The following is a 25,006-nucleotide window of genomic DNA, read 5'->3' as shown; positions in this document are numbered from 1 at the left end:
CAGCATGAGCGACCAGCACGCCGACCAGCACGCCGACCAGCACAGCACCGACCTCGCCCACCTCGCCGAGGCCTTCTGGGACTACCACCTCGAGACCAACCCCACCGACGCCCACCTGCTCGGCACCTACCGCTACGCGGCGTTCTACGAGGACGCCACCCGCGAGGCGGAGGACCGGCAGATCGAGGCGCTGCGCACCTTCGCCGACGACGCCGAGACGATCGACCCGGGCGCGCTCGACCCCCAGGAGCGGATCACCCGCTCGGTGCTGCACCACACGGCCACCGCCACGGCCGACCGGCTGGCCGCCCGGATGGCCGAGATCGCGGCCGACCCGATCTTCGGGCCCCAGGTCGTCGTCCCGATCATCACCGGGATGCTCGCCCTGCCCGACGCCGAGGTCGCCGAGGCGCTGGTCGACAAGCTGCGCGGGGTGGCGCGCGGCTACCGCGAGGAGGCCGAGCGGTTCCGCGAGGGCCTGGCCGCGGGCCGGACGCCGGCGGCGTTCGCCGCGGCCGACACCGTCGCCCAGATCGACGCCGTGCTCGCCGGGCCGGTCGCCGACGACCCGGTGCTCGGACGGGTGCCGGCTCCCCCGGCCGGCGTCGACGAGACGGCCTGGCGCGAGCGCATCGAGGCCGTCGTCGCCGAGGAGATCCGGCCTGCGATGGGCGTCTACCGCGACGTGCTGCGCGACGAGGTGCTGCCGCAGGCCCGCCCCGACGACCGCTGCGGCCTGGGCGCCCTGCCCGACGGCGAGGCGTCGTACGCCGCGCTGCTGCGCTACTACACGACCACCGACAAGTCGGCCCAGGAGATCCACGACCTCGGGCTGGCGACCGTGGCCAAGCTGGCCGAGGAGTACCGCTCGCTCGGCCCGGACGTCGTCGGCACCGACGACCTGACCCAGATCTTCGCGGCGATGCGCACCGACCCCGCCCTCCACTTCGAGCGCGGCGAGCAGCTCGTCGAGGCCTCCGAGGTCGCGATGGCACGGGCGTGGGCGGCGATGCCCGACTGGTTCGAGGTGCTCCCCCAGGCCCCGTGCACCGTCGAGTCGACGATGACCGGCGCCAAGGCGTTCTACTTCCCGCCGGCCGGCGACGGCAGCCGCGGCGGCACCTTCTTCATCAACATCGACGACCCCGGCTCGTGGGGCACCTTCGAGCTCGAGGCGATGGCCTTCCACGAGGGCATCCCCGGCCACCACCTGCAGCTGGCGATCGCCGCCGAGCTCGACGGCATCCCGGAGTTCCGCAAGCACCTCCACAACTCGGCCTACGCCGAGGGCTGGGGGCTCTACACCGAGCGGCTCTCCGACGAGATGGGGCTGTACTCCGCGCCCGTCGACCGGATGGGCATGTACGCCGCCGACTCGATGCGCGCCTGCCGCCTCGTCGTCGACACCGGCCTCCACGCGCTCGGCTGGAGCCGCGAGCAGGCCGTGCAGTACATGGTGGAAAACTCCCCGCTCGCCGAGGGCGTCGTGCGCCCCGAGGTCGACCGCTACGTCGTCACCCCCGGGCAGGCCTGCTCCTACATGGTGGGCCGGGTCGAGATCGAGCGGATCCGCCGCGAGGCCGAGGCCCGCCAGGGCGCGGCGTTCGACGTCAGGAAGTTCCACTCCGCCGTGCTCGACTCGGGCTCGCTGCCGCTCGGCGTGCTCGACGAGGTGGTCGCCGCCCGGCTGCCGTGACAGGATCGGCGCGTGCTGACGACGCGCTCGACCCAGTGGTGGCCCGCCTGACCCGGCGGACCACCCTCTGGATGCCCTGACGCACCCACCAGAACCGGCCGCCCTCGGGCGGCCGTTCTGCTTTTCGGCACGCACCTGTGGGCGACCCCGACCCCAGGAGCACCGCCATGACCCGACCCAGCACCACCGCCACCGCCACCCGCCCGCGCCGGCTGTCGCTGTTGCAACCCACCGGCCACCTCACCCTCGGCAACCACCTCGGCGCGCTGCGCCCGATGGCCGCCGAGCAGGCCCACGCCGACTGCTTCTACGGCCTGGCCGACCTCCACTCCCTCACCGTGCGCCACGACCCCGCGGTGCTGCGCGCCACGGTCGCCGAGCAGGCGGCGACGCTGCTGGCCGTCGGCCTCGACGAGAGCACCCTGTTCGTGCAGAGCCGGGTGCCGACGCACGTGCAGCTGGGCTACCTGCTCGAGTGCGTCGCCACGACCGGCGAGCTGGGCCGGATGGTCCAGTACCGCGAGAAGGCCCGGGCCGGCCGGTCCACGCGGGCGTCGCTGCTGACCTACCCGGCGCTGATGGCCGCCGACATCCTGCTCTACCGCCCCGAGCAGGTCCCGGTGGGCGACGACCAGCGCCAGCACCTCGAGCTGACCCGCGACCTCGCGATCCGCTTCAACACCACCTACGGGCCGGTCTTCACCGTCCCGGAGGCCGTCGTGCCGGCAGTGGGGGCGCGGGTGATGGACCTGGCCGACCCGACGCGCAAGATGAGCAAGACGTCCGCCGGCGACGCCGGGGTGGTGCGGCTGCTCGACCCGCCCGACGTCGTACGCCGCAAGGTGGCGCGCGCGGTCACCGACGGCGAGGTGGGACCCGGGGCGGTCCGACGCGACCGGGTCGCCAAGCCGGGGGTGACCAACCTGCTCGACGTGCTGGAGGCCTGCGGCGGGTCGGCCGCGGGGCTGACGACGTACGGCGCGCTCAAGCGCGCCGTCACCGACGCCGTGGTCGCCGTCCTCGAACCCGTCCAGCGGCGGTACGCCGAGCTGGCCGACGACCCCGCGCACGTCGCCGCGGTCCTCGACCGGGGCGCGGAACGCGCCCGCACGGTGACCGCGCCGGTGCTGGCTGCGGCGGCGGCCGCGATCGGTCTGTGATCGACCGGCGATCCGTCGCGGACACGGGGTTTGAACACGTTCAAGAACGCGGTAGGGTCTTTCTTGAACACGTTCAAACACTGCCGACCCGCACAGGAGCCCCACCATGGACTGGACCGTCGCCACCTATGTGGCCTACCTGCTGATCGCCGTCCCGCTCACGATCTGGGTGGCGCACACCCTGTCCACCCACGGGCAGGTGTTCCTCGAGGACGTCTTCACCGGCAGCGACCAGCTCGCCCACGCGGTCAACCGGCTGCTCGTGGTCGGCTTCTACCTGATCAACCTCGGGTTCGTGAGCCTCTACCTGCGCAGCGGCGACGAGGTGGGCGACCTGCGCGGCCTGCTCGAGCAGCTCAGCGTCAAGGTCGGCGTCGTCACCCTGGTGCTCGGCGTCATCCACTTCCTCAACGTGTGGGTCTTCAGCGCGATGCGCCGCCGGCAGCGGATGGACTCCTTCCGCGGCGCCCCGGTCCCGCCCCAGGGCTACGTCGCCCCGTTCGGCGCGCCGATCCACCCCGCCCCCGGCCGGTGAGCGGCGGCGGTAGGTGACCAGCGCCCTGACCGTCCTCTACGACGCCGGGTGCCCGCTGTGCTCGCGGTTCCGGGACTGGCTGGTCGTCCAGCCGGTGCTGGTGCCGCTGCGGCTGGTGCCCGCGGGGTCGCCGGAGGCGCGTGCGCTGTTCCCGACCCTCGACCACGCGCGCACGCTGCGCGAGATCACCGTGGTCGGCGACTGCGGGGCCGTGTGGACCCACGAGCACGCCTGGGTGATGTGCCTGTGGGCGACCCGGCGGTTCCGCACGATGGCCGAGCGGCTCGCCCGCCCGGCGTGGCTGCCGATGGCGAGGGGCGCCGCGGCGACCGCGGCCGGCGTCCGTCATCTGCTCGGGACTGGTCCGGGGGGAGGTGGATACCCTGACCACTGTGCCGGAACCTGCAGCCACGCGGATCGGCAAGAAGGCTGAGCAGACCCGCACCACGATCGCCGACGCCGCGATGCGGCTGTTCCGCCGTGACGGCTACGACGCCACCACGATGCGGGCGATCGCCCAGGAGGCCGGGGTGTCGGTGGGCAACGCCTACTACTACTTCGCCTCGAAGGAACACCTGATCCAGGCCTACTACGACGGCATCCAGGCCGAGCACGCCGCCGCCGCCGCACCCGTGCTGGCGCGCGAGACGGCGTTCGAGGCGCGGCTGCGGGGGGTGCTCGAGGCCTGGCTCGACGTCGCCGCGCCCAGCCACGGCTTCGCCGGCCAGTTCTTCAAGAACGCCGCCGAGCCGACGAGCCCGCTCTCGCCCTTCAGCCCCGAGTCGGAGCCGGCCCGCGAGGCCAGCACCGGCCTCTACCGCGCCGTGGTGGAGGGCGCCGACCTCAAGGTCGCCCCTGCGCTGCGGGACGAGCTGCCCGAGCTGCTGTGGCTGCTGCAGATGGGGCTGGTGCTGTTCTGGGTGCACGACCGCTCCCCCGGCCAGGCCCGCAGCCGCGAGCTGGTCGCCGGCGTCGCACCCCTCGTCGGCCGCCTGGTGCGGATCGCCCGGCTGCCCGTCGTCCGCGGCATCGTCGACGACCTGCTCACCGTCGTCCGGGGGCTGCGCGGCGGCTCCTAGGGCTCCTCAGATCGAACGCCGGGAGGTGATGACGGTCGTCCGCGCCTCCCCGTCGACGCCGACCCAGGCGATCCGGGCGACCAGCTCCGGCAGGCCCTTGCGGGAGGCGTCCGAGACGTAGTCGAGGAACTGCGCCAGCGAGGGAACGACCTCCCCGAGCGAGACCTGCTTCTCGGCACCCTCCGGGGCGATGACCCACGTCACCACCACGTCGCGGGCCGGCCCGTCGCCGCGGCGGACGAGCTTCCACCGGTGTCGCCTGGTCGCGGCCTCCAGGCCGATGACCAGGGCGAACTCCTCGCGCGGGCGACGACCACCTGAGCGACCCACGGTGTCCAGGACGGCGCCGAGCGCCTCGAAGAACGACACGGGGCTCAGCCTGCCATGGATGTCGCGACCACACGGCCCGGCCGTGCAGGGAGCCGCGCCGGTCACACCGGCCTGCGCCCGCACGTCAGGGAGACGACCGAGCCGGGGTGGAAGGGTGGGGCCGTGGACCAGACCGAGGTGTTCGAGGGCGAGCGGACGCGCCTGGTGGGGATCGCGAGCCGGGTGCTCGGCGACCCGGCCGAGGCCGAGGACGTCGTGCAGCAGGCGTGGCTGCGCCTGCACCGCACGGACACCGAGATCGAGAGCCTCCCGGCCTGGTTGACGACCGTGACCACCCGGCTGTGCCTGGACCGCTTGCGGGCCCGCACCCCCGTCCCGGTGGAGGACCTCGAGCCCGAGGAGACCGCGGTCGACCCCGCCGACGACGTCGCCCTCGCCGACACCGTCGGCCTCGCCCTCCACGTCGTGCTCGACCGGCTCACGCCCCGCGAGCGGGTCGCGTTCGTGCTCCACGACAGCTTCGGCTTCGAGTTCCCCACGATCGCGGCGGTCCTCGACACCAACCCGGCGGCCGCGCGCAAGCTCGCGTCGCGGGCCAGGGCCAAGGTCGCCCAGCCGCGTCCCGAGGACCGGCTGGCCGACTGGGAGGTCGTCGACGCCTTCATGGACGCCGCCCGGAACGGCGAGTTCGACCGGCTGCTGCGACTCCTCGCCCCGGACGCCGTCGTGGGCGCCGACGACGCCGCCGTGCTGGTCGGCACCCCCGAGCGGATCGACGGCCGCGGCGAGGTGGCGGCGTTCTTCAACGGCAGCGCCAGCGCTGCGGTCCCGGTCTACGTCGGCGACCGGCCGGCCGCGGCGTGGTTCAACCGCGGGGCGGCCCGGGTGGTCTTCGACTTCACCGTCGCCGACGGACTCGTGCGCGCCATCACGTTCCGCGCCGACCCCGACGTGCTGGCCCGCGTCGTACGCCGCGACGGCGGCGACGTCCGCGGCTGACCGGTCACACCCGGGCGCCCCCGATCGTCAACACCACGGAGCACACCGACCGACCCGGCGGCAGCACCCCGCCGCCGGCCCGCACAGGAGGAGGACGACCGTGAAGACCATGACCTGCCGCGCGCTGGGAGGGCCCTGCGACCTCGCGCACCGGGGCGAGAGCGCCGACGACGTCATCAACGCCCAGGACCGGCACCTGAAGGAGGCGGAGAAGGCCGGCGACGCCACCCACCAGGACGCTCGCGACGCGATGAAGAAGCGGTGGCGCCACCCCAAGAAGTCGCTGGGCTGGTACCGCGAGATGAAGCAGACCTTCGCCGACCTGCCCGAGGACTGAGGCGGAGCGTGTCCCAGGTCAGCCGGGCGGCACGAGCGCGCGGGCCACGGCGTCGCGCAGCACGGACCGACGCCGCCGGTGGTCGGCCTCGGGGTCGGCCGCCGAGGCGGTGAAGGTGGCGCTGACCGGCGACCACGTGCCGGCCAGGGCGATCACCAGGGCGTAGACGTCGTCGGGCCGCAGGCCGGGGACGACGCGTCCGGCCGCCTGCGCCCGCTCGATGGCCTCGAGCTTGGGCGCGGTGAGCGACGCGTGCCCGGTGAGCAGCGCGCCCACCGGAACCCGCTCCAGGCGGTTCCAGCTCGCGAGCCGGACCAGCTCGGGATCGGTGAGGTAGGAGTCGTACAGCGCGACCGCGTAGCCCGGCAGGTCGTCGGCGTCGAACGGCACCGCGTCGACGATCCGGTCGAGGTGGTGGGTGAAGACCGCGTCGAAGAGACCGTCCTTGGACCCATGCCAGCCGTACATCTGCGCCTTGTTGACCCCGGCGGCGGTGGCGATCCGGTCGACCCGGGCGCCCGCGATGCCGTGGGAGGCGAACTCCTCGGTCGCCGCCCGCAGCAACCGCTCCCTGCTCAGCTTGCCGTCTCGCACGCCCCGAGCCTACAGCCAACCAACTAGTTGGTACGTTGGGGGCATGACTCGCATCCAGACCCCGTTCGACGACACCACCACCGCCCTCGAGGTCGTCGCCGACGTCGACCTCACCGGCCGCCGCGCGATCGTGACGGGAGGCGCGTCGGGCATCGGCGTCGAGACCGCCCGGGCCCTGGCGCACGCCGGCGCCCAGGTCACGCTCGCCGTCCGCGACCCCGCGGCGGGCGAGCGCGTCGCCGACGACATCGCACGCACGAGCGGGCGCGACGACGTCGCCGTGGCGCACCTCGACCTCGCCGACCTGACCACGGTCGACGCCTTCACCGCCGCCTGGGAGGGTCCGCTGGCGATCCTGGTCAACAACGCCGGGGTGATGGACACCCCGCGCGGGACCACCGCCCAGGGCTGGGAGACGCAGCTCGGCACCAACCACCTCGGGCACTTCGCCCTCGCCACCGGCCTCCACGCCGCGCTGGCGGCCGCCGGCGACGCCCGCGTCGTCTCGGTCTCCTCCAGCGGCCACGCCGCCTCGCCGATCGTCTTCGACGACCTCTTCTTCGAGCGGCGCGACTACGACCCGGGCCTGGCCTACGGCCAGTCCAAGACGGCCAACTCGCTGTTCGCGGTCGAGGCCAGCCGTCGCTGGGCCGGCGACGGCATCACCGCCAACGCCCTGATGCCGGGCGGCATCTGGACCCCGCTGCAGCGGCACTGGGACGCCGACAAGCGCGCCGCTGCCGAGCAGCAGGCCAGCCAGGCCGAGGCCGCCGGGATGTTCCGGATGAAGACCCCCGAGCAGGGGGCCGCCACGTCGGTCCTCCTCGCCGCGTCCCCGCTCGTCGCCGGGGTCGGGGGTCGCTACTTCGAGGACTGCCACGAGGCCGAGGTCGTCGAGGAGCTCCAGGGCATCCACGGCGTGCTCCCCCACGCCCTCGACCCCGACGACGCCCGTCGCCTGTGGGACGTCTCCGTCGAGCTGGTCGAGGCCGCTCGCGCCGCCTGATCGACGGGCGCTCAGGACCCCTCGGCCAGCTCGCGCGACCGGTTGCGGGCAGCCTCCATCGCGGCGAGGAACGCCGCGCGGACCCTGTGGATCTCCAGCTCGCGCAGCGCCGAGGCCGTCGTCCCGCCGGGCGAGGTGACCTGCTCGCGCAGCACGGCCGGGTGGGTGCCGGTCTCGCGCAGCATCTTGGCCGAGCCCACCAGGGTCTGGATGACCAGCTCGCTCGCGGTGGAGCGCGGCAGGCCGAGGTGGACGCCGGCCTCGATCATCGACTCCACCACGAAGAAGATGTACGCCGGCCCCGAGCCCGAGATCGCGGTCACCGCGTCCTGCTGGCGCTCGGGGATGCGGACCACCCGGCCCACCGAGTCGAGCAGCCCCTCGGCCTCGGCCAGGTGCGCGTCGTCGCAGTGGGAGCCGGGCGAGATCGCGGCCATGCCCTCGTCGACGAGCGCGGGGGTGTTGGGCATCACCCGGACCACGGCGACGCCCTCGGGCACCCGCGACTCGATGAAGGCGGTGGTGATGCCGGCGGCGAGCGAGACGAGCAGCTGCCCGGGCCGCAGCGACGGGGAGATCTCGTCGAGCAGGTCGGCCATGTCCTGGGGCTTGACGACCAGCGCCAGGGTGTCGGCCTGCGCCGCCGCCTCGACGTTGGAGACGACCGCGACGCCGTACCGCTCCTCGAGCTCGAGGGCGCGCTCGGGGCGCTTCTCCCCCACCAGCAACCGGTCGACGCGACGTCCGGCCCGGACCAGCCCCGACAGGAGCGTCTCGCCCATCACGCCGGCCCCGATGATCGCCGTCCGCTTGTCCGTCCCCGTGCCCGTGCCGCTGTCGGTGCCCATGGGGGGAGAACCTACTTCTTCGAGACCAGCGACCTCAGGAAGAAGGTCAGGTTCTGCGGCCGCTCGGCGAGCCGGCGCATCAGGTAGCCGTACCACTCGCCGCCGTAGGGCACGTAGACCCGCACGCTCTCGCCCTGGGCGGCCAAGCGGCGCTGCTCCTCGGGGCGGATGCCGTAGAGCATCTGGTACTCGTAGGTGCCGGGCGAGCGGCCGTAGCGGCTGGCCAAGGAGGCGGCGATGGCGATCATCCGCGGGTCGTGGGTGGCGATCATCGGGTAGCCGGAGCCGCTGAGCAGCACCTTGAGGCAGCGCACGTAGGACTTGTCGACGTCGATCTTGTCCTGGAAGGCGACCGACTCGGGCTCGTGGTAGGCGCCCTTGCACAGCCGCACCCGCGACCCCTCGTGGGCGAGCGCGCGGCAGTCGGCCTCGGTACGGCGCAGGTAGGCCTGCAGCACCGCGCCGGTCTCGGGGAAGTCCTTGCGCAGGTCGCGCAGCACCGCCAGGGTGCGGTCGGTCGTGGTGTGGTCCTCCATGTCGAGGGTGACCGTGGTGCCGGCGTTGCGGGCCGCGCGGCAGATCGTGCGGGCGTTCTCCAGCGCCAGCTTGTCGCCCACCTCCGGCAGCGCCTGGCCGATGGCCGACAGCTTGACCGACACCTCGGCCTCGCGGGCCAGCCCCCGGTCGGCGAGCTCCTTGAGCACAGCGACGTACGCCGCCACGGTGGCGTCGGCCTGGTCGGCGTCGAGGGTGTCCTCGCCGAGGAAGTCGAGGGTCACCGAGAGACCGTCCTCGACCAGCTGCGCCGTCGCGTCGACGGCCGAGGCGGTGGTCTCACCGGGCACGTAACCGGTCACGACACCGGAGGTCACCGGCAGCGTGGTGACGAGCTTCTTGACGCCGCCGCTGCGCGCGAGCAGCAGGATCGGCTGGCGGAGCAGGGACATGGGTCCAGGCTACGTGTCGCGGACCCTGACCCCCCGACGGTGGTCGCGGACGTCGAGCGCACCTCGCCGGGACTCGACCCGGGCTCGCCGGCGCTCGCCCGGCTCGACCAGCGTCGGGGGTGGTCTCGAGACGGGCCTGGCGGCCCTCCTCCACCAGCGTGGGTCACCGACGGTGGTCGAGGAGGCCGGCCACGGCCGTCTCGAGACCACCGCTCGGTGCCGACCCGACCGGGCCGTCTATGCCCCCAGACGTACGCCGCCGGGAGTAGGTCCCACCACGGGCACACCCGCACCCACTCCCGCAGCACGACGCGCCCGACCCCGTCCGGCGACGAGGCTCGGGGCATGTCCACAGCACCCACCCTCCCCGTCCCGGACCCCCGTCCCGTGGCCCGCGCCATCGGCGCCCTCCACGCCCACCCACGACGTGCCCTGGTGGCCGTCTTCCTCTTCATCCTCGCCGCCGGAGCGTTCGGCGGCCCGGTCGCCGGAGCGCTCAGCTCTGACGGCGGGTTCGCACCCGGCGACGCCGACTCGGTCCGCGCCGTCGAGCGCATCGAGACGGCCAGCGGCCTGGAGCCGTCGCCCAGCATCGTCCTGCTCGTCGAGACGCCACCCGACACCGGCGACGCGGCGGTGACCGCCGCGGCCGAGCGCCTCGCCGACATCGAGCACGTCGTCTCCGCGGTGCCGGCCGGCGCCGCGCCCGACGGCTCGTCGGCCCTCGTGGTCGCCACCGTCGCGGCGGCGGCCGAGGACGAGGAGGTCGCCCAGGAGGCCATCGACGCGTTCGCCGACACCCCCGGGGTGACCGTCGGCGGCGGCGCCGTCGCCGGCCTCCAGATCGGGGGGCAGGTCGAGGACGACCTCGCCCGCGCCGAGACGCTGGCGTTCCCGATCCTGCTCGTCCTGGCGCTGCTGATCTTCGGCAGGCGCGGCGCCGTGCTGCCGCTGGTCGTCGGCGTCGCCACCGTGCTCGGCACGTTCCTGGTGCTGACCGGCGTCAACCAGGTCTACGACGTCAGCATCTTCGCGCTCAACCTGGTGATCGGCCTCGGACTGGGGCTCGCGATCGACTACTCGCTGTTCCTGCTGACCCGCTACCGCGAGGAGCTCGCCCGTCAGGGCCCGACCCTCGGTGCGGTGCTCACCACGATGCGCACCGCCGGCCGCACCGTCGCCTTCTCCGCGGCCACCGTCGCGGTCGCCCTGGCCACGCTGACCGTCTTCCCGATGGGCTTCCTGAAGTCGATGGGCATGGCCGGCGCGATCGTCGCGGTCGTCGCCGCGGTCGCCTCGCTGGTCATCACGCCGGCGCTCCTCGGCCTGTGGGGCGCCAAGCTCGCCCGCCGGCGCCGCTCGGGCGAGGGTGCCGCGGCCGGCCGGTGGTACCGGCTCTCCCACGCGGTGATGCGCAAGCCCGGCCTCGTCGCGCTGGCGACCGCCGCGATCATGGTGATCCTGGCCGCCCCGGCCCTGCGCGCCGAGTGGACGCCGATCGACGCCAGCGTCGTGCCCGAGGGCCAGAGCGCCCGCATCGTCTCCGACACGATCGCCACGTCCTACGGCGGCACCGGTACGACGCCGGTGACGGTCGCGATCACCGGCGACGACGAGGCCGCCGTGTCCGACTTCGCCCGCCAGGCGGCCGAGCTGCCCGGCGTGACCGCACCGGCCGAGCCGGTGTCGCTCGACGAGCGCACCTGGCAGCTCGACCTCGAGGTCGGCGGCGACGCCGCCGGCGACGACGCCCGGACCGTCGTCGGCGAGGTCCGCGACCTCGCCGAGGAGACCGGCACCGACGCGCTCGTCGCCGGACCCGCCGCGGAGTTCATCGACCAGCAGGACGCGATCGCGGGTGGGCTCCCCCTCGCCGCCGGGCTGCTGGTGCTGCTCACCGTGCTGGTGCTGTGGCTGATGACCGGCTCGGTGGTGCTGCCGCTGAAGGCGGTCGTGATGAACACCCTGACGGTCGGCGTCGCGCTGGGTGCGATCACCTGGGTCTACCAGGACGGCCGGTTCACCGACCTGCTCGGCTACACGCCCAACGGCGGCATCGAACCCACCGACTTCCTGGTGACCGCGGCGCTCGTGTTCGCGCTGTCCACCGACTACGGGGTCTTCCTGCTCGGGCGGATCAAGGAGGCCCGCGAGTCCGGGCTCTCCGAGCGGGAGGCGGTGGCCGTCGGGCTGAGCCGCACCGGGTCGGTCGTCACCGCCGCGGCGATCCTGCTGGCCGTCGCGATCGGGGCGTTCAGCACGAGCGAGATCTCCTTCATCCAGCAGATCGGCGTCGCGACGGCGGTCGGCGTCCTGGTCGACGCGTTCGTCGTCCGGTCGCTGCTGGTCCCGGCGCTGATGGGCTTGCTGGGCAAGTGGAACTGGTGGTCGCCGATGTGGCTGCGCCGGGTCCACGACAAGATCGGCCTCAGCGAGGGCGAGCCCGTCGTGACCGCCGCCGACGACGACAAGCAGTCCGTCCCCGCCTGAGGTACTCCCCCAGGACGACGCCCCACCGGGTCACCCGCCGCTACCGTCGGAGGGTGACCCGGTTGTCGTCGTGGCGGACCTACCGCGATCCCGTCCTCGACGGGGTCGCGTTCGTCCTGTGCCTGACCTCGATGCTGGTCGAGCTCGACCGCTCGCCCAAGAACGACCCGTCGGCGACCTCGGTGCTCGCGATCGTGCTGGTCGCCCTGCCGGTGCTGGCGGCCCGCCGCCGGCCCGTGGCGGCGTTCGTGGTCGCCATGGTGCTGGTCTTCGCGCTCGTCACGCCCGCCTGCATCTACCAGACCATCGGCATCCCGGCCGTCGTGTGCGCCTTCGAGCTGGCCCGCCAGCACGGACGGCGGGCGGCGCTGCTCGCCGCCGCCGCGGGGATGCCCGTCGTCCTGGCCATCCTGCAGGTCCACAGCCCGCACGGGCTGCTCACCTGGGACACGCTGCGCAACCTGGCCCTCGTCGTCGTGCCGTTGGCACTCGGCACCGCGGCGCACGACCGGCGTACGGCGACCGCCGCGCTCCTCGAGCGCGCCGAGTCGGCCGAGCGCACCCGCGAGGAGGAGGCGCTGCGCCGGGTCGGCGAGGAGCGGCTGCGGATCGCGCGCGACGTCCACGACGTCGTCGCCCACGCGATGGTCGCGATCAACGTGCAGGCCGGGGTGGGCGCCCACCTCCTCGAGCGCGACCCCGAGCAGGCGCGGAAGACGCTACGGGCGATCAAGGACCTGAGCGGCGAGGCCCTCGGCGACCTCCGCGCGATGCTCGGGCTGCTGCGCCAGGACGACGACCCCCACGACCCGCACGGCGCGGCGCCCGTGCTGCCCACCCAGGGCCTGGCCGAGATCGACGACCTGCGCGGGGGCCTCGGCTCCGCCGGCGTCGACCTCGACGTGAGCATCGATCCCGACGCCGAGCAGCTGCCGGCCGCGGTCGGCGCCACCGGCTACCGGATCGTCCAGGAGGCACTGACCAACGTGCTGCGGCACGCCGGACCCACCACGGCGCGGGTGCGGGTGTCCCGCCGCGACGACGGCACCCGCGAGGTGGTGGTGATCGAGGTCGAGGACGACGGCGGCGTCGGTCCCACCCCGCTCGACCGCACCGGCGCGGGCCACGGCGTCCGCGGCATGCGCGAGCGGGCGGCCGCGGTGGGCGGCACGCTCGACGCCGGACCCCGCGCCGAGGGCGGCTGGCGGGTCTCGGCGTCGTTGCCGGTGGGTGCCCCGTGACCCCGATCCGGGTGCTGCTCGTCGACGACCAGACCCTGGTCCGCGCCGGCTTCCGCGCGCTGCTCGACTCCGAGCCCGACATCGAGGTGGTCGGCGAGGCCGTCGACGGCGCCCAGGCGGTCGACCAGGCGGTCGGGCTCGCGCCCGACGTGGTGCTGATGGACATCCGGATGCCCCGCGTCGACGGGCTCGAGGCCACCGCCCGGATCACCGCCGACCCGCGGCTCGCCGCCACCCGGGTGGTGGTGCTGACCACCTTCGAGCTCGACGAGTACGTCTTCGGTGCGCTCCGGGCCGGCGCCGCCGGGTTCCTGCTCAAGGACGTCGAGCCCGAGGCGCTCATCGAGGCCGTCCGGCTCGTGCACGACGGCCAGGCGCTGCTCGCCCCCCGGGTGACCAAGCGGCTGATCGAGGCCTACGTCGCCGCCGGGACCCCGGCGCCGACCCCGCCGGTCGCCGTCGCGCCCGACCAGAGCCGGCTCGCCGACCTCACCCCGCGCGAGCGCGAGATCCTCGCCCTCGTCGGCCGCGGCCTGTCCAACCAGGAGATCGCCGCCGAGCTCGTGCTGTCGCCCCTGACCGCCAAGACCCACGTCTCGCGGCTGTTCCTCAAGCTCGGCGCACGCGACCGCGCCCAGCTGGTCGTCACGGCGTACGAGACGGGGGTGGTGGGCTCGTGACCATCGCCGTCGAGGACGTCCTCCCCCTCGTGCTCGCCTCGTAGCCCGGACCGCTCGACGTCGCCGCCGCGTCGGGGCCCGGGGCCGCTCTTGCCGTTGCCGTTGCCGTTGCCGCGCGATCGCACGGCAACGACAGTTTTCGACCGCCGAAGTGTGTCGTTCCCGTTCGATCGCACGGCAACGACAGGTCCCGCCACCGGGCCACCCACACCGGCCGCACCGTCACACCAGGTGCGTCCGCGCCGGCGGGGGCTCGACACGTTCTGGGAGGGCCGCCTGGGGGCAGGCTTGCCGTTGCCGCGCGATCGCACGGCAACGGCAGATTTCGACCGCCGAAATATGTCGTTCCCGTTCGATCGCACGACAACGACAGGTCCCGCCAGCCGGTCAGCCCGTCAGCCGCTCAGCCGCTCAGCCGGTCGCCACGGTGAAGTGCTCGCGGGCGAACGACAGCGACTCCCGCAGGTCGGCCTCGCGCTCGGCACGGTCGGTGGACCGGCGGGTGTTGATCTCGAGCACGATCTCGCCGTCGAACCCGGTGGTGGCGAGGTGGCGCAGGAACGCCGAGGCGCCCATCACCCCACGGCCCGGCACCAGGTGCTCGTCCTTGGCCGAGCCGCTGCCGTCGGTGAGGTGCACGTGGCACAGGCGCTCGCCGAGCCGGTCGGCCATCTCGATCACGTCGGACCGGGCGATGGCGGCGTGGCTGAGATCGATGGTGGTGTTGGCGTAGGGCTCCTCGGACGGGTCCCAGCCGGGCAGGTACATCTCGGCGCCGCGCTTCCTGGTGGCCCGCCAGGGATACATGTTCTCGACGGCGAACCGGATGCCGGTGGAGTTCTCGAGCGCGGCGATGCCGTTGACGAAGTCGCGGGCGTACTCCTTCTGCCAGCGGAACGGCGGGTGCACGACCACCGTCCCCGCCCCGACCTCCGCGGCCATCTCGGCCGAGCGCTCCAGCTTGCCCCACGGCTCGGTGCCCCAGACCCGCTGCGTGAACAGCAGGCACGGCGCGTGCACGGCACAGATCGGGACGCCGTGGTGCTCGGAGAGCTGCTGGACGGCCGAGGTCTGCTGGCTGAGCGCGTCGATGCCGACCATCACCTCGACGGCGTCGTACCCGATCGCGGCGGCGTAGGCGAAGGCGTGCGCCGTCGACTCGGGGTAGACCGAGACCGTCGACAGCCCGATGCGGCTCACCGCACCGCGCTCGGGGCGACGGCGGGCACGTAGGCGACGCTGAACTGGTCGATGCGCTCGAGGATGACGCCCTCGCGCAGCGCCCACGGGCAGATCTCGAGCTCCTCGAGGTCGAAGATGTCCATGCAGGCCTCGGCGACCAGCGCGCCCGGCACGATCTGGTGGGTGCGGCTCGGCGAGACGCCCGGCAGGTGGGCGAGCTCGTCGTCGTCCATCTCGACCAGCTTGGGGATCCACTCGCACAGCGACTGCAGGGGCAGGGTGCGCGGCACCAGGCTGCCCTCGGTCGACGGCGCGGCGCCGCAGATGCGGGCCAGGGACCGGAAGGTCTTCGAGGTCGCGGCCGCCCGGTGCGGGGCGCCGGCACGCAGCAGGTTGCCGGCGTCGCGGGCGATCTCGGCGCGGATGCCCTTGCGGATGGTCTTGAGCCGGCCCTCGTCGGGACGCTCGGCGAAGTGCGTGCGCGCCAGGCGGGCCGCGCCGAGCGGCAGCGACCAGGCGACGTCGGGGCGCTCGTCGCCGCCGCCGGCGATCTCGAGCGAGCCCCCGCCGATGTCGAAGACCGCGAGGCGACCGGCCGACCACCCGAACCAGCGGCGTACGGCGAGGAACGTCAGCCGTGCCTCGTCCTCGCCCGACAGCACGCCGATCTCCACGCCCGTGCGGTCGCGGACGTGGGCCAGGACGTCGTCGCTGTTGGCGCTGTCACGCACCGCCGAGGTGGCGAACGACAGCATGTCCTCGCAGCCCTTGTCCTCGGCGACCACCAGCGCCTCGGCCGTGAAGCGGGTCAGCGCGTCGATGCCGGTGCGCGACACGGCGCCGTCGCCGGCGAGGTGCTGGGCGAGCCGCAGCGGCTGCTTGTAGGAGTACGCCGGCAGCGGCGCGGCGCCGCCGTGGGCGTCGACGACGAGGAGGTGCCCGGTGTTGGAGCCGATGTCCAGGACTCCCAGGCGCATGACTCCCACCGTACCGGGACGGGCGCGACCAAAGTCGGGGCCGGTCGCGACTCGCGCACGATCCGCTCGACCGTCGGCGCTCCTAGCGTCGGTGCCATGGTCGCGCAGGTCTGGGAGATCGTCACCGATGGCACCTTCCACCGGGTCGAGGCCGAGACCGGCGGGTGGCGCAAGCACCTGCGCTGGTGGGTCGACGGCGAGCTGGTGGCCGAGCGTCGTACCGGCGAGGACAAGGTGGAGCTCACGCCCGACGACGACGTGCCCGGGGCCGCCGACCACGGCCGGGTCACGCTCCGCTTCAGCGCGCTCGGGAAGCCGCGGCGGGCCACCTGGTACGCCCCGGGCGAGGACGTCGACGCGGCCCTCGGCCTCGGCGGCGTCGACCTCGAGCCCGAGCACGGCTCCCCCGCCGCGGTGCACGAGGCGCGCATCCGCGAGCACCCGCGCCGCTACGAGGCGCAGCGGGTGGCGGCCGGGACGGCCGGCGTCGTCGTACCGCTCCTGCTCGGCCTGGTCGTCGTGCGGTTCGCCGTCGACATCCCGTGGCCCGACTGGTCACTGCCGTCGCTCCCCTGGCCCGACCTCCCGTCGATCCCGTGGCCCTCGATCCCCTGGCCGTCGATCCCCTGGCCCGACTGGTCGCTGCCCGAACCGCCCGGCTGGCTGGCCTGGCTGCTCGACAAGGTGCGCTTCGTCTGGCCGGTCGTGCTGGCGTTCTTCCTCGCCCGGGCCGAGATCAGGCGCCGTCGCAAGCAGGACGAGCTGCGCGCCGAGCGGGCCCGCCGACCGTCCACCGCCGAGCGGCGCGAGGACGACGGCACCGCCCACCCGTAGGCTCTGCGGGTGCCCGAGGTCGACCTGGTGTTCCCCCGTGCGTTCGTGGAGTTCGTCAACCCGGCCGACGAGACCGAGGTGCTGCGCTGCGACCTCACCTGGCTCACCAGCAGCTACCAGTGCATCTTCGGCCAGGGCTGCAAGGGCATCTACGCCGAGTCGCCCGACACCGGGTGCTGCACGCTCGGCGCCCACTTCTCCGACCAGGACGACGAGGACCGGGTCTCCGGCTACGTCGGGATGCTCGACGAGACGCTGTGGCAGTTCCACCCGGGCCGCCCGGTCGAGCAGGACGACTGGATCGAGACCGACGACGACGGCGACCGCAAGACCCGCACCCTCGAGGTCGACGGGCAGTCCGCCTGCGTCTTCCACAACCGCCCCGACTTCGCCCCCGCGAAGGGCGGGGGCGGAGCCGGCTGCGCCCTGCACGCGCTGGCGTTCGTGCTCGGCAAGAACCCGCTGGAGACCAAGCCCGACGTCTGCTGGCAGCTGCCGCTCCGGCGCACGTTCCGCGACGTCGAGCGGCAGGACGGCACCACCTACACCGAGGTGTCGATCGGCGAGTACGACCGTCGCGGCTGGGGCCCGGGCGGTCACGACCTCGACTGGTACTGCTCGGGCAACACCGAGGCGCACGTCGCCCCCGAGCCGCTCTACCTCACCTCCGCGCCGGAGCTGGTCGCCCTGATGGGGCAGGCGGCGTACGACGAGTTGGTGACGCACTGCGACGCCCACCTGCGGTCCCGCTCGGCGCTGGCCATCCATCCGGCCTCCCGGGCGCACTGACCTCTCGACGTCAAGAAAACCCACCCCCGGCGACGGACCCGGTACCCGCTCTGCTCACAATGATCGGTATGCGCCTCGACCACCTCTCGTTCGCTGCCGGTCCCGATGGTCTGGAGGCCACGGCGGAGCGCATCGGCCACCTCCTCGGGCGGCACTTCGTCGACGGCGGGGTGCACCCGCGCTTCGGCACCCGCAACCGGATCCTGCCGATGGCCGACAACACCTACCTCGAGGTCGTCGAGGCTCTCGACCACCCGGCGTCGGACAAGGCGCCGTTCGGTCAGGCCGTCAAGACCCGCTCGGCCGCCGGCGGCGGCTGGCTCGGCTGGGTGGTGGCGGTCGACGACATCAGCGTCGTCGAGCAGCGCCTGGGCCGCGAGGCCGTCAAGGGCAACCGCCACCGGCCCGACGGGACCGAGCTGACCTGGAAGCAGATCGGCGTCCACGGCCTGCTCTCCGACCCGCAGCTGCCGTTCTTCATCCAGTGGGACAGCCCCGCCGAGCTGCACCCCTCGGCCGGTGCCGACAACACGTTCTCGCTGGCCTGCCTCGAGATCGCCGGCGACCCGCAGCGGGTGAGCGAGTGGCTCGGCGAGACCGTCGAGGCGCCCCTCGAGGACATCAAGGTCGACTGGGTGGCACCCCACGGCACCCCCGGCATCCTCGCCGCCCAGGTGATGACCCCCGGCGGCCTGGTCCGGATCTGACCTCCCCCTGAACCGCCCGCTCCCCGGGGCCGTCCCGAGCCCCAACATCTGGAAGCACACCGCGACCTACGAGGTCGAGAACCGCGCCGTCGACCCCGACGGCCGCCTCTGGTCGACCCTCGAGTCGCTCGCCGGCCCCGACGGCTGGTCCGGGCGCACCGTGCTCGACCTCGGCTGCGGCACCGGCTTCCACCTGCCCCGCTTCGCCGAGACCGCCGGCTCGGTGATCGGCGTCGAGCCCCACCCCGGCCTGGTCGCGCTGGCCCGGCGTCGTACGGCGGGCCTGCCGCAGGTGCGCGTCGTCCCCGGCACCGCCCAGCAGGTCCCCCTCCCCGACCGCTCCGTCGACGTCGTGCACGTGCGCTGGGCGTACTTCTTCGGCCCCGGCTGCGAGCCCGGCCTCGCCGAGCTCGACCGCGTCGTCCGCCGCGGCGGCACGGCGATGATCATCGACAACGACGGCTCCCGCTCGACGTTCGGCGCCTGGTTCCGCCGCGGCTACCCCCACCTGCCGCCGCCGTCCGAGATCGAGCGGTTCTGGGTCACCCGCGGCTGGACCCGCACCCCCGTCGACATGGGCTGGCGGTTCACCTCTCGCGCCGACCTGGAGGCCGTGGTGCGGATCGAGCTCAAGCCGTCCGTCGCCGAGGAGGTCCTCCGGCACCACGAGGGGCTCGAGGTCGACTACGCCGTCAACGTGTGGTCGCGGGGGTTCTGAGGCGGGGCGGGTGCGAGGTTTCCCCGGTCCACCGGGGAAGTCTGAACTTCCCAGGCAATGCATTGCCCGGGAAGTTCGGGTCTTGCCTGGGAGGTGGTGCCGTTGGGAGCTGTGTGACTGGTGGGGCTGCAGCTCCTGCGGGTTTCCCCGGTGCACCGGGGAAACCTGCACTTCACGGGCAAATCTCGCCCCCGAACCGGCAGTTCTCCACCCTGAGGTCCGCGCCGGCCGCCCGGACCCGCCCTGCGCCCAGCCCGACCCCGAGAGCCCGACCCCGAGAGCCCGCTCCCAAGAGACCTAGCTCGACCCGCGCACCGTCAACGTCGGCGTGAGCAGCAGCCCCTCACCGACGTACGACGGCGTGGCCAGCAGGTCCTCCAGCGACCGCACGACCGCGATCGCGACCTCCTCCAGCGGCTGACGCACCGAGGTCAGGCCCGGGTGCACGACCTGGGCGACCTGGGAGTCGTCGAAGCCGACGACGGCGACGTCGCGGCCGGGGTGGAGGCCGCGCTCGGCGAGTGTGTGCAGGACGCCCATCGCGAGGGTGTCGGAGGCGCAGACGAAGGCGGAGGGGCGCGCCTCGTCGAGGAGGACGGCGCTGGCCTCGCGGCCGCTCCACACCGTGTCCTCCACGCGGGAGGCCATCCCGGTGGTGGACAGCCCGCGCTCGCGCAGGGCGCGGCTCCAGCCGGAGCGGCGGTCCTCGCCGATGAAGGAGTCCTTGCGCCAGCCGATCCAGGCGATCCGGGTGTGGCCCTTGTCGAGCAGGTGGTGGGTGGCGAGCTCGGTGCCGGCGGCGCCGTCGACGTCGACCCACGGGTGCCGCGCGCCCTCGTCGTCCCAGGGCCGGCCGAAGGCCACGAACGGCGCGCGCCGCTCCCGCAGCCACACCGCCTGGGGGTTGCCGAGGTAGGTGTCGGTGACGACGAAGGCGTCGACGGCGGTCGACCGGAGCAGGTCGTCGTAGCCCTCGAGCGGGTCGGGGCCCTCGCCGGAGAACAGGAGCACGTGGTAACCGGCCTCGCGGGAGGTCCACACGAGCGAGTGGACGAAGCGGTCCATCGCGGCGTTGGCGGTGCCCTCCTGCACCGGGCTCATCCGCAGCCCGACCAGGTGCGAGGCACGGGTGCGCAGGTTGCGCGCCGCCCGGTTGGGCACGTAGCCCAGCTCGGCGATCGCCTCCAGCACGCGCGCGAGCGTGTCGTTGCGCAGCAGGTCGGGGTTGTTGACGGCGTTGGAGACGGTCTGGCGCGAGACCCCGGCGCGCTCGGCGACGTCGGCGAGGGTGGGCGCGAACGACGAGGCGCGGGACCCGGAGATCCGGCCGTTGCGGTCCACGCTGGTCTCCCCTCTGGAACGATCCAACACGAGTCTATCCGTACGGCGCCCCGTCGGCCGAGTGGCCAGCATCTGGCTGCCGGGTGTCACCCGGGTGTCGGGCGGCCGGCTGTCGGTACCCGCGTCTAGCGTTCACGTCATGGCCAAGACCAGCACGGCACGCGCTCCCCGCCCGCAGTACCGCTGCGCCGAGTGCGGGTGGGAGACCGGCAAGTGGGTGGGCCGGTGCGGGGAGTGCCAGGCCTGGGGATCGGTGGCCGAGGCGAGCGCACCCACGATGCGCACCGCCGCCGGCCCGGTCACCAGCGCCGCGGTCCCGATCGGTCAGGTCCAGGTCTCCGAGATGGCGTCCCGCGGCACCGGCGTCCCCGAGCTCGACCGGGTCCTGGGCGGCGGCCTGGTGCCGGGCGCGGCGATCCTGCTGGCCGGCGAGCCCGGTGTCGGCAAGAGCACCCTGCTGCTCGAGGTCGCGGCTCAGACGGCGCGCAGCGGGCGCCGGGTGCTCTACGTGACCGGTGAGGAGTCGGCCAGCCAGGTGCGGCTGCGCGCCGACCGCACCGGCGGCGTCCACGACGAGCTGTTCCTGGCCGCCGAGACCGATCTCGGCGCCGTGCTCACCCACATCGAGCAGGTCCGCCCCGACCTGCTCGTCGTCGACTCCGTGCAGACCATCAGCGTGGCGGGCGTCGAGGGTGTGCCCGGCGGGATCACGCAGGTCAAGGAGGTCTCGGCCGCGCTGGTGCGGGTGGCCAAGACCCGCGAGCTGGCGACGGTGCTGGTCGGCCACGTCACCAAGGACGGCGGCATCGCCGGCCCGCGCGTCCTGGAGCACCTCGTCGACGTCGTCCTGCACTTCGAGGGCGACCGCAACAGCCGCTTCCGGATGGTCCGCGCGGTGAAGAACAGGTTCGGCCCCGTCGACGAGGTCGGGTGCTTCGACCTCGCCGCCGACGGCATCTCCGCGGTCGCCGACCCGACCGGCCTGTTCGTCGAGCACCTGCACGGCCGCGTCGCCGGCACCTGCGTCGCGGTGACGATGGAGGGACGCCGCCCGCTGCTGGCCGAGGTGCAGGCCCTGGTCACCCCGTCCCCGCTCGAACGTCCGCGCCGCACGGTGTCCGGCCTCGACGGCTCCCGTATCGCGATGGTGCTCGCCGTCCTCCAGCAGCACGTCGGCATCCGGCTGCACTCCCACGACGTGTTCGCCTCCACCGTGGGCGGGGCGCGGCTCTCCGAGCCGGCGAGCGACCTCGCCGTCGCAGTGGCCCTGGCCTCGGCCACCTTCGTCACCCCGCCGCCGGTGGGCGTGGTGGCGATGGGCGAGATCGGGCTGGCCGGCGAGCTGCGCCGGGTCCGCGACCTGCCCCAGCGCCTGGCCGAGGCGTCCCGGCTCGGGTTCAAGATGGCCGTGGTGCCGGCGCCCGCCGCGGGCCGTCACGAGCCGGCCGGGCCCCGCTCGGTGCGCAGCGACCGGGTGGTCGACGGGATGCGGGTGGTCGAGGTGCGCGACGTCCGGTCCGCCCTGCACCTGCTCCATCTCGACTCTCGCACCAAGCACGCCTTGGAGGTGGTCGACGACGGATAGGGTTCCCCCATGACCGACGGCCGCAGCGAGGAGCAGCTGCGCCTGCGCGCCACCCTCGCCCAGACCGCCCCGGGCACGGCGCTGCGCGATGGGCTCGAGCGCATCCTGCGGGGCCGCACCGGCGCCCTGATCGTGATCGGGCACGACCGCACGGTCGAGTCGATCTCCACCGGCGGCTTCGCTCTCGACGTGCCGTTCACCGCCACCGGCCTGCGCGAGCTGGCCAAGATGGACGGCGGGATCATCGTCGACAAGGACCTCACCCGGATCAGTCGCGCGGCCGTGCACCTGATGCCCGACCACACGATCCCGTCGGAGGAGACCGGCACCCGCCACCGCACCGCCGACCGGGTGGCCAAGCAGACCGGGTTCCCGGTGATCTCGGTGTCGCAGTCGATGCAGATCATCGCGGCCTACGTCGGCGAGACCCGCCACGTGCTCGAGGACTCCGGCAAGATCCTCTCCCGCGCCAACCAGGCCCTCGCCACGCTCGAGCGCTACAAGCTCCGCCTCGACGAGGTCTCCAGCACCCTCTCCGCGCTCGAGATCGAGGACCTGGTCACCGTGCGCGACGTCGCGGTCGTGGCCCAGCGGCTCGAGATGGTCACCCGGATCGCCCGCGAGATCGAGGACTACGTGCTCGAGCTCGGCAGCGACGGCCGGCTGCTCGCCCTGCAGCTGGAGGAGCTGATCACCGGCGTCGACGCCGAGCGCGAGCTGGTGATCCGCGACTACGTGCCGGCCGGACGGCGTACCAAGAGCCCCGAGGTGCTGCTCGCCCGGCTCGAGGCGCTCTCGGCCACCGAGCTGGTCGACCCCGCCTCGGCCGCCCGGGTCCTCGGCCTCGGTGCCGCCGAGCTCCTCGACGGCGCCGTCGCACCCCGCGGCTACCGGCTGCTCGCCAAGGTGCCCCGGCTCCCGGCGTCGGTCGTCGACCGGCTCGTCGAGCACTTCGGCACCCTGCAGAAGCTGCTCTCGGCCGGCATCGACGACCTCCAGATCGTCGACGGCGTCGGCGAGCTGCGCGCGCGCAGCGTGCGCGAGGGCCTGTCGCGGCTGGCCGAGTCGACGATCCTCGAACGCTACGTCTAGGGCGTGCCCTGGGGCTGGTCGTCCGGCGCGGCGTCCTGCCCGCGCTGCTTCCCGCCCTCCTCGCCCTGCTTCTTCTTGCCCTTCTTGTTCTTCTTCTTGTTCTTCTTCTCGTTCTTCTTCTCGTCCTGCTCGCCGTCGCCCGTCGTCGCGACGCCGTCGGCGCCCGGCAGCGGCGGGCCCAGCGGCTCGGTGGCCACCACGGCGTCGGCGGGGTCGCCGAGCGTAAACGGCACCACCTCCGAGGGCTCGCCCCCGATCGCGGCGACCTGCACGGCGTACTCCCCCGGCGGCACGAAGTCCATGGTGTCGGGGCAGTCGACGCTGGACGCGCGACCGCTCCACGCGAGGCGGTACGTCGTCGGGAAGTCGCGCCGGAGCACGACGAGGTCGGTCGGCACCTGGCGCGGGCAGTGGGCGCTCGACCAGACGTCGTCGGCTCCGGTGGTGATCTTGTAGGCGAGGTGCCCGCGGCTGAGCTGCCAGGTGCAGGCCTCGGCCGTCAGCGTGCGCAGGGTCAGCGTGACCAGCACGGAGCGGCCGGCCAGCGCCGGCGCCATCACCGGGACGACGGAGACGTCGTCGTCCTCGCACGTGCCCACCGGGTCCGGCGGCTCGGGCTCGGGCGCGGGAGGAGGGGTGTCGTTCTCCTGCTGCCGCTGCTTCTTGCGCCCGCCCGGCCGCTTGCGGCGGTCGTCGGGCTCGTCGGTGGGCGACGTCTCGGGCGTCGCCACGACCTGCTGCGCGGTGGTGCCGGCCGACGGTGACCCGTCGTCGTCGCGCACCAGGTCGACGCCCGCGACGACCAGCGCGACGATCGTGCCGGCCACCATCAGGCGGCGTCGACGGTAGACCGCGGGGGGCTGTGATCCGCGTGTCGACATGGGTCAGCACGCTAACGAGCACCCCGCCCCGACCGCGGGAGGCACACCGCACGGACAATGGACCGGTGCCCGCGTCGTCGCTCCACGAGCCCGTGCTCGCCTGGTACGACGAGCACCAGCGCGACCTCCCCTGGCGCCGTCCCGACGCCTCGGCGTGGTCGGTGCTGGTCTCCGAGCTGATGCTGCAGCAGACGCCGGTGGCCCGGGTGATCCCGGTGCACGAGGCGTGGCTCGAGCGCTGGCCGACGCCCGCGGCCCTGGCCGTCGAGCCCACCGGCGAGGCGGTCCGGGCCTGGGGCCGGCTCGGCTACCCCCGGCGCGCGCTGCGCCTGCACGGGGCGGCGGTCGCGATCGTCGAGCGGCACGACGGCGTCGTCCCCGACTCCTACGACGACCTGCTCGCGCTGCCCGGCGTCGGCGACTACACGGCCGCGGCGGTGGCGAGCTTCGCCTGCGGCCGGCGTCACGTCGTGCTCGACACCAACGTGCGGCGGGTGCTCGCCAGGACGGTGACCGGGGTCGAGCTCCCCGGCACCTCGGTCACCCGCGCCGAGCGCGACGTGGCCGCCGGCCTGCTGCCCGACGACGACGCCACCGCCGCCACCTGGGCCGTCGCGGTGATGGAGCTGGGCGCGCTCGTGTGCACCGCCGCCGCGCCCCGCTGCCCGGCCTGCCCGGTGTCCGACCGGTGCGCCTGGCGGCTCGCCGGCCACCCGGCGTACGACGGCCCGGCCCGCCGCGCGCAGGCATGGGCCGGCACCGACCGTCAGTGCCGCGGCCGGCTGCTCGCCGTGCTCCGCGACAGCGACGGCCCGGTGCACCGCAGCGCCCTGGACGCCACCTGGGCCGACGAGGTCCAGCGCACCCGCTGCCTCGACAGCCTGCTCGCCGACGCCCTGGTCGCCCGGGTCGGCCCGGACGCCTACGCCCTGCCCTGACCACGCTGACCCGTCGCAAC

At 73.9% G+C, this 25,006-nt stretch carries 26 protein-coding genes; 18 read left to right on the top strand and 8 right to left on the bottom strand.

All coding sequences use genetic code 11. The features are described from left to right. Positions 1-4: 4 nt before the first annotated feature. The 5 genes from AC4MBH_RS08765 to AC4MBH_RS08745 all read left to right on the top strand — a co-directional run bounded on the left by AC4MBH_RS08765 (position 5) and on the right by AC4MBH_RS08745 (position 4,470). The gene (locus AC4MBH_RS08765) at positions 5-1,696 is read left to right on the top strand and encodes a DUF885 domain-containing protein (protein WP_491794447.1); all 1,692 of its coding nucleotides are present in this window, start codon (positions 5-7) and stop codon (positions 1,694-1,696) included. A 167-nt stretch (positions 1,697-1,863) separates the two neighbouring features. After that, positions 1,864-2,856, top strand: coding sequence for a tryptophan--tRNA ligase (gene trpS, locus AC4MBH_RS08760; RefSeq protein ID WP_491794446.1), 993 nt, complete (start codon positions 1,864-1,866; stop codon positions 2,854-2,856). Positions 2,857-2,962: 106 nt separating this feature from the next. Next, positions 2,963-3,391 carry a hypothetical protein gene (locus tag AC4MBH_RS08755; RefSeq protein ID WP_491794444.1) on the top strand — a complete coding sequence of 143 codons (429 nt, stop codon included), beginning with the start codon at positions 2,963-2,965 and terminating at the stop codon, positions 3,389-3,391. A 13-nt stretch (positions 3,392-3,404) separates the two neighbouring features. Further along, positions 3,405-3,824, top strand: coding sequence for a DCC1-like thiol-disulfide oxidoreductase family protein (locus AC4MBH_RS08750; protein ID WP_491794442.1), 420 nt, complete (start codon positions 3,405-3,407; stop codon positions 3,822-3,824). Further along, positions 3,784-4,470 carry a TetR/AcrR family transcriptional regulator gene (locus AC4MBH_RS08745; RefSeq protein ID WP_491794440.1) on the top strand — a complete coding sequence of 229 codons (687 nt, stop codon included), beginning with the start codon at positions 3,784-3,786 and terminating at the stop codon, positions 4,468-4,470. The genes AC4MBH_RS08750 and AC4MBH_RS08745 overlap by 41 nt, the downstream gene beginning before the upstream one ends. Before the next feature lie 6 nt (positions 4,471-4,476). Here the strand turns inward: AC4MBH_RS08745 and AC4MBH_RS08740 are convergent, their stop codons facing one another. After that, entirely contained in the window at positions 4,477-4,839 is a 363-nt protein-coding gene (locus AC4MBH_RS08740; protein WP_491794438.1) for a hypothetical protein, read from the bottom strand. A 123-nt stretch (positions 4,840-4,962) separates the two neighbouring features. On the opposite strand from AC4MBH_RS08740, the gene AC4MBH_RS08735 reads away from it, so the two are divergent. Together AC4MBH_RS08735 and AC4MBH_RS08730 are read left to right on the top strand one after the other, a co-directional pair. Then, positions 4,963-5,799 (top strand): sigma-70 family RNA polymerase sigma factor, encoded by an 837-nt coding sequence (locus AC4MBH_RS08735; protein WP_491794436.1) that lies wholly within the window; start codon positions 4,963-4,965, stop codon positions 5,797-5,799. Positions 5,800-5,908: 109 nt separating this feature from the next. Beyond that, entirely contained in the window at positions 5,909-6,136 is a 228-nt protein-coding gene (locus AC4MBH_RS08730; protein ID WP_491794880.1) for a hypothetical protein, read from the top strand. Between the two features lie 18 nt (positions 6,137-6,154). Here AC4MBH_RS08730 and AC4MBH_RS08725 read toward each other — a convergent pair whose 3' ends face one another. Beyond that, the gene (locus AC4MBH_RS08725) at positions 6,155-6,730 is read right to left on the bottom strand and encodes a TetR/AcrR family transcriptional regulator (protein WP_491794435.1); all 576 of its coding nucleotides are present in this window, start codon (positions 6,728-6,730) and stop codon (positions 6,155-6,157) included. A 43-nt stretch (positions 6,731-6,773) separates the two neighbouring features. Here AC4MBH_RS08725 and AC4MBH_RS08720 point away from each other — a divergent pair, with 43 nt between their 5' ends. Then, a complete protein-coding gene (locus AC4MBH_RS08720) occupies positions 6,774-7,736 on the top strand; it encodes an SDR family NAD(P)-dependent oxidoreductase (RefSeq protein ID WP_491794433.1) in 963 nt (320 codons plus the stop codon). 11 nt (positions 7,737-7,747) lie between these two features. Here AC4MBH_RS08720 and proC read toward each other — a convergent pair whose 3' ends face one another. Both proC and AC4MBH_RS08710 read right to left on the bottom strand, forming a co-directional pair. Next, the gene (proC, locus tag AC4MBH_RS08715; RefSeq protein WP_491794431.1) at positions 7,748-8,584 is read right to left on the bottom strand and encodes a pyrroline-5-carboxylate reductase; all 837 of its coding nucleotides are present in this window, start codon (positions 8,582-8,584) and stop codon (positions 7,748-7,750) included. Positions 8,585-8,595: 11 nt separating this feature from the next. After that, positions 8,596-9,531, bottom strand: a complete 936-nt coding sequence (locus tag AC4MBH_RS08710; protein WP_491794429.1) for a proline dehydrogenase family protein — start codon at positions 9,529-9,531, stop codon at positions 8,596-8,598. A 345-nt stretch (positions 9,532-9,876) separates the two neighbouring features. On the opposite strand from AC4MBH_RS08710, the gene AC4MBH_RS08705 reads away from it, so the two are divergent. Genes AC4MBH_RS08705 through AC4MBH_RS08695 form a run of 3 tightly spaced genes read left to right on the top strand, consistent with a single transcriptional unit; the run spans position 9,877 to position 13,942 of the window. After that, positions 9,877-12,021 carry an MMPL family transporter gene (locus AC4MBH_RS08705; protein WP_491794427.1) on the top strand — a complete coding sequence of 715 codons (2,145 nt, stop codon included), beginning with the start codon at positions 9,877-9,879 and terminating at the stop codon, positions 12,019-12,021. A 53-nt stretch (positions 12,022-12,074) separates the two neighbouring features. Then, complete coding sequence (locus tag AC4MBH_RS08700) at positions 12,075-13,262, top strand: sensor histidine kinase (protein ID WP_491794425.1); 1,188 nt, start codon at positions 12,075-12,077, stop codon at positions 13,260-13,262. Further along, complete coding sequence (locus AC4MBH_RS08695; RefSeq protein WP_491794423.1) at positions 13,259-13,942, top strand: response regulator; 684 nt, start codon at positions 13,259-13,261, stop codon at positions 13,940-13,942. Before AC4MBH_RS08700 ends, AC4MBH_RS08695 begins: the two co-directional genes overlap by 4 nt. Positions 13,943-14,353: 411 nt before the next feature. Here AC4MBH_RS08695 and AC4MBH_RS08690 read toward each other — a convergent pair whose 3' ends face one another. Both AC4MBH_RS08690 and AC4MBH_RS08685 read right to left on the bottom strand, forming a co-directional pair. Further along, positions 14,354-15,142 carry a sugar phosphate isomerase/epimerase family protein gene (locus AC4MBH_RS08690; RefSeq protein WP_491794421.1) on the bottom strand — a complete coding sequence of 263 codons (789 nt, stop codon included), beginning with the start codon at positions 15,140-15,142 and terminating at the stop codon, positions 14,354-14,356. Next, positions 15,139-16,101 carry a Ppx/GppA family phosphatase gene (locus tag AC4MBH_RS08685; protein WP_491794420.1) on the bottom strand — a complete coding sequence of 321 codons (963 nt, stop codon included), beginning with the start codon at positions 16,099-16,101 and terminating at the stop codon, positions 15,139-15,141. Before AC4MBH_RS08685 ends, AC4MBH_RS08690 begins: the two co-directional genes overlap by 4 nt. Before the next feature lie 96 nt (positions 16,102-16,197). Between AC4MBH_RS08685 and AC4MBH_RS08680 the strand changes: the two genes are divergently transcribed. The 4 genes from AC4MBH_RS08680 to AC4MBH_RS08665 all read left to right on the top strand — a co-directional run bounded on the left by AC4MBH_RS08680 (position 16,198) and on the right by AC4MBH_RS08665 (position 19,149). Then, positions 16,198-16,935 carry a hypothetical protein gene (locus AC4MBH_RS08680; RefSeq protein ID WP_491794418.1) on the top strand — a complete coding sequence of 246 codons (738 nt, stop codon included), beginning with the start codon at positions 16,198-16,200 and terminating at the stop codon, positions 16,933-16,935. A gap of 9 nt (positions 16,936-16,944) precedes the next feature. Then, entirely contained in the window at positions 16,945-17,724 is a 780-nt protein-coding gene (locus AC4MBH_RS08675; RefSeq protein ID WP_491794417.1) for a DUF3109 family protein, read from the top strand. A 68-nt stretch (positions 17,725-17,792) separates the two neighbouring features. Further along, positions 17,793-18,431, top strand: coding sequence for a VOC family protein (locus AC4MBH_RS08670; RefSeq protein WP_491794415.1), 639 nt, complete (start codon positions 17,793-17,795; stop codon positions 18,429-18,431). Between the two features lie 160 nt (positions 18,432-18,591). Further along, positions 18,592-19,149, top strand: a complete 558-nt coding sequence (locus AC4MBH_RS08665; RefSeq protein WP_491794413.1) for a class I SAM-dependent methyltransferase — start codon at positions 18,592-18,594, stop codon at positions 19,147-19,149. A gap of 297 nt (positions 19,150-19,446) precedes the next feature. Here AC4MBH_RS08665 and AC4MBH_RS08660 read toward each other — a convergent pair whose 3' ends face one another. Continuing rightward, the gene (locus tag AC4MBH_RS08660) at positions 19,447-20,490 is read right to left on the bottom strand and encodes a LacI family DNA-binding transcriptional regulator (protein WP_491794411.1); all 1,044 of its coding nucleotides are present in this window, start codon (positions 20,488-20,490) and stop codon (positions 19,447-19,449) included. Positions 20,491-20,629: 139 nt separating this feature from the next. Here AC4MBH_RS08660 and radA point away from each other — a divergent pair, with 139 nt between their 5' ends. Continuing rightward, positions 20,630-22,075 (top strand): DNA repair protein RadA, encoded by a 1,446-nt coding sequence (gene radA / locus AC4MBH_RS08655; protein WP_491794409.1) that lies wholly within the window; start codon positions 20,630-20,632, stop codon positions 22,073-22,075. Between the two features lie 9 nt (positions 22,076-22,084). After that, on the top strand, positions 22,085-23,167 hold the full coding sequence (disA, locus tag AC4MBH_RS08650; protein WP_491794407.1) for a DNA integrity scanning diadenylate cyclase DisA: 1,083 nt from the start codon (positions 22,085-22,087) through the stop codon (positions 23,165-23,167). Here disA and AC4MBH_RS08645 read toward each other — a convergent pair. After that, positions 23,164-24,048: a hypothetical protein gene (locus AC4MBH_RS08645; protein ID WP_491794405.1), complete on the bottom strand. Its 885-nt coding sequence runs from the start codon at positions 24,046-24,048 to the stop codon at positions 23,164-23,166. The two genes, disA and AC4MBH_RS08645, sit on opposite strands and share 4 nt — an antisense overlap. Before the next feature lie 65 nt (positions 24,049-24,113). Here AC4MBH_RS08645 and AC4MBH_RS08640 point away from each other — a divergent pair, with 65 nt between their 5' ends. Then, positions 24,114-24,986, top strand: a complete 873-nt coding sequence (locus AC4MBH_RS08640) for an HhH-GPD family protein (protein ID WP_491794403.1) — start codon at positions 24,114-24,116, stop codon at positions 24,984-24,986. The last annotated feature ends 20 nt before the right edge of the window (positions 24,987-25,006 follow it).

The sequence above is a fragment of the Nocardioides sp. WJ219 genome, from assembly GCF_058559815.1.
The sequence above is the reverse complement of the archived record's forward strand: the minus strand, read 5'-3'. Positions and strand labels throughout refer to the sequence as shown.

What these genes read in the sequence shown, in the direction of transcription:
- AC4MBH_RS08765 (WP_491794447.1), top strand. Translation starts at nt 5, where the DNA reads ATGAGCGACCAGCACGCCGACCAGCACGCCGACCAGCACAGCACCGAC.
- trpS (WP_491794446.1), top strand. Translation starts at nt 1,864, where the DNA reads ATGACCCGACCCAGCACCACCGCCACCGCCACCCGCCCGCGCCGGCTG.
- AC4MBH_RS08755 (WP_491794444.1), top strand. Translation starts at nt 2,963, where the DNA reads ATGGACTGGACCGTCGCCACCTATGTGGCCTACCTGCTGATCGCCGTC.
- AC4MBH_RS08730 (WP_491794880.1), top strand. Translation starts at nt 5,909, where the DNA reads ATGACCTGCCGCGCGCTGGGAGGGCCCTGCGACCTCGCGCACCGGGGC.
- AC4MBH_RS08720 (WP_491794433.1), top strand. Translation starts at nt 6,774, where the DNA reads ATGACTCGCATCCAGACCCCGTTCGACGACACCACCACCGCCCTCGAG.
- proC (WP_491794431.1), bottom strand. Translation starts at nt 8,584, where the DNA reads ATGGGCACCGACAGCGGCACGGGCACGGGGACGGACAAGCGGACGGCG.
- AC4MBH_RS08710 (WP_491794429.1), bottom strand. Translation starts at nt 9,531, where the DNA reads ATGTCCCTGCTCCGCCAGCCGATCCTGCTGCTCGCGCGCAGCGGCGGC.
- AC4MBH_RS08705 (WP_491794427.1), top strand. Translation starts at nt 9,877, where the DNA reads ATGTCCACAGCACCCACCCTCCCCGTCCCGGACCCCCGTCCCGTGGCC.
- AC4MBH_RS08685 (WP_491794420.1), bottom strand. Translation starts at nt 16,101, where the DNA reads ATGCGCCTGGGAGTCCTGGACATCGGCTCCAACACCGGGCACCTCCTC.
- AC4MBH_RS08680 (WP_491794418.1), top strand. Translation starts at nt 16,198, where the DNA reads ATGGTCGCGCAGGTCTGGGAGATCGTCACCGATGGCACCTTCCACCGG.
- AC4MBH_RS08670 (WP_491794415.1), top strand. Translation starts at nt 17,793, where the DNA reads ATGCGCCTCGACCACCTCTCGTTCGCTGCCGGTCCCGATGGTCTGGAG.
- radA (WP_491794409.1), top strand. Translation starts at nt 20,630, where the DNA reads ATGGCCAAGACCAGCACGGCACGCGCTCCCCGCCCGCAGTACCGCTGC.
- disA (WP_491794407.1), top strand. Translation starts at nt 22,085, where the DNA reads ATGACCGACGGCCGCAGCGAGGAGCAGCTGCGCCTGCGCGCCACCCTC.
- AC4MBH_RS08645 (WP_491794405.1), bottom strand. Translation starts at nt 24,048, where the DNA reads ATGTCGACACGCGGATCACAGCCCCCCGCGGTCTACCGTCGACGCCGC.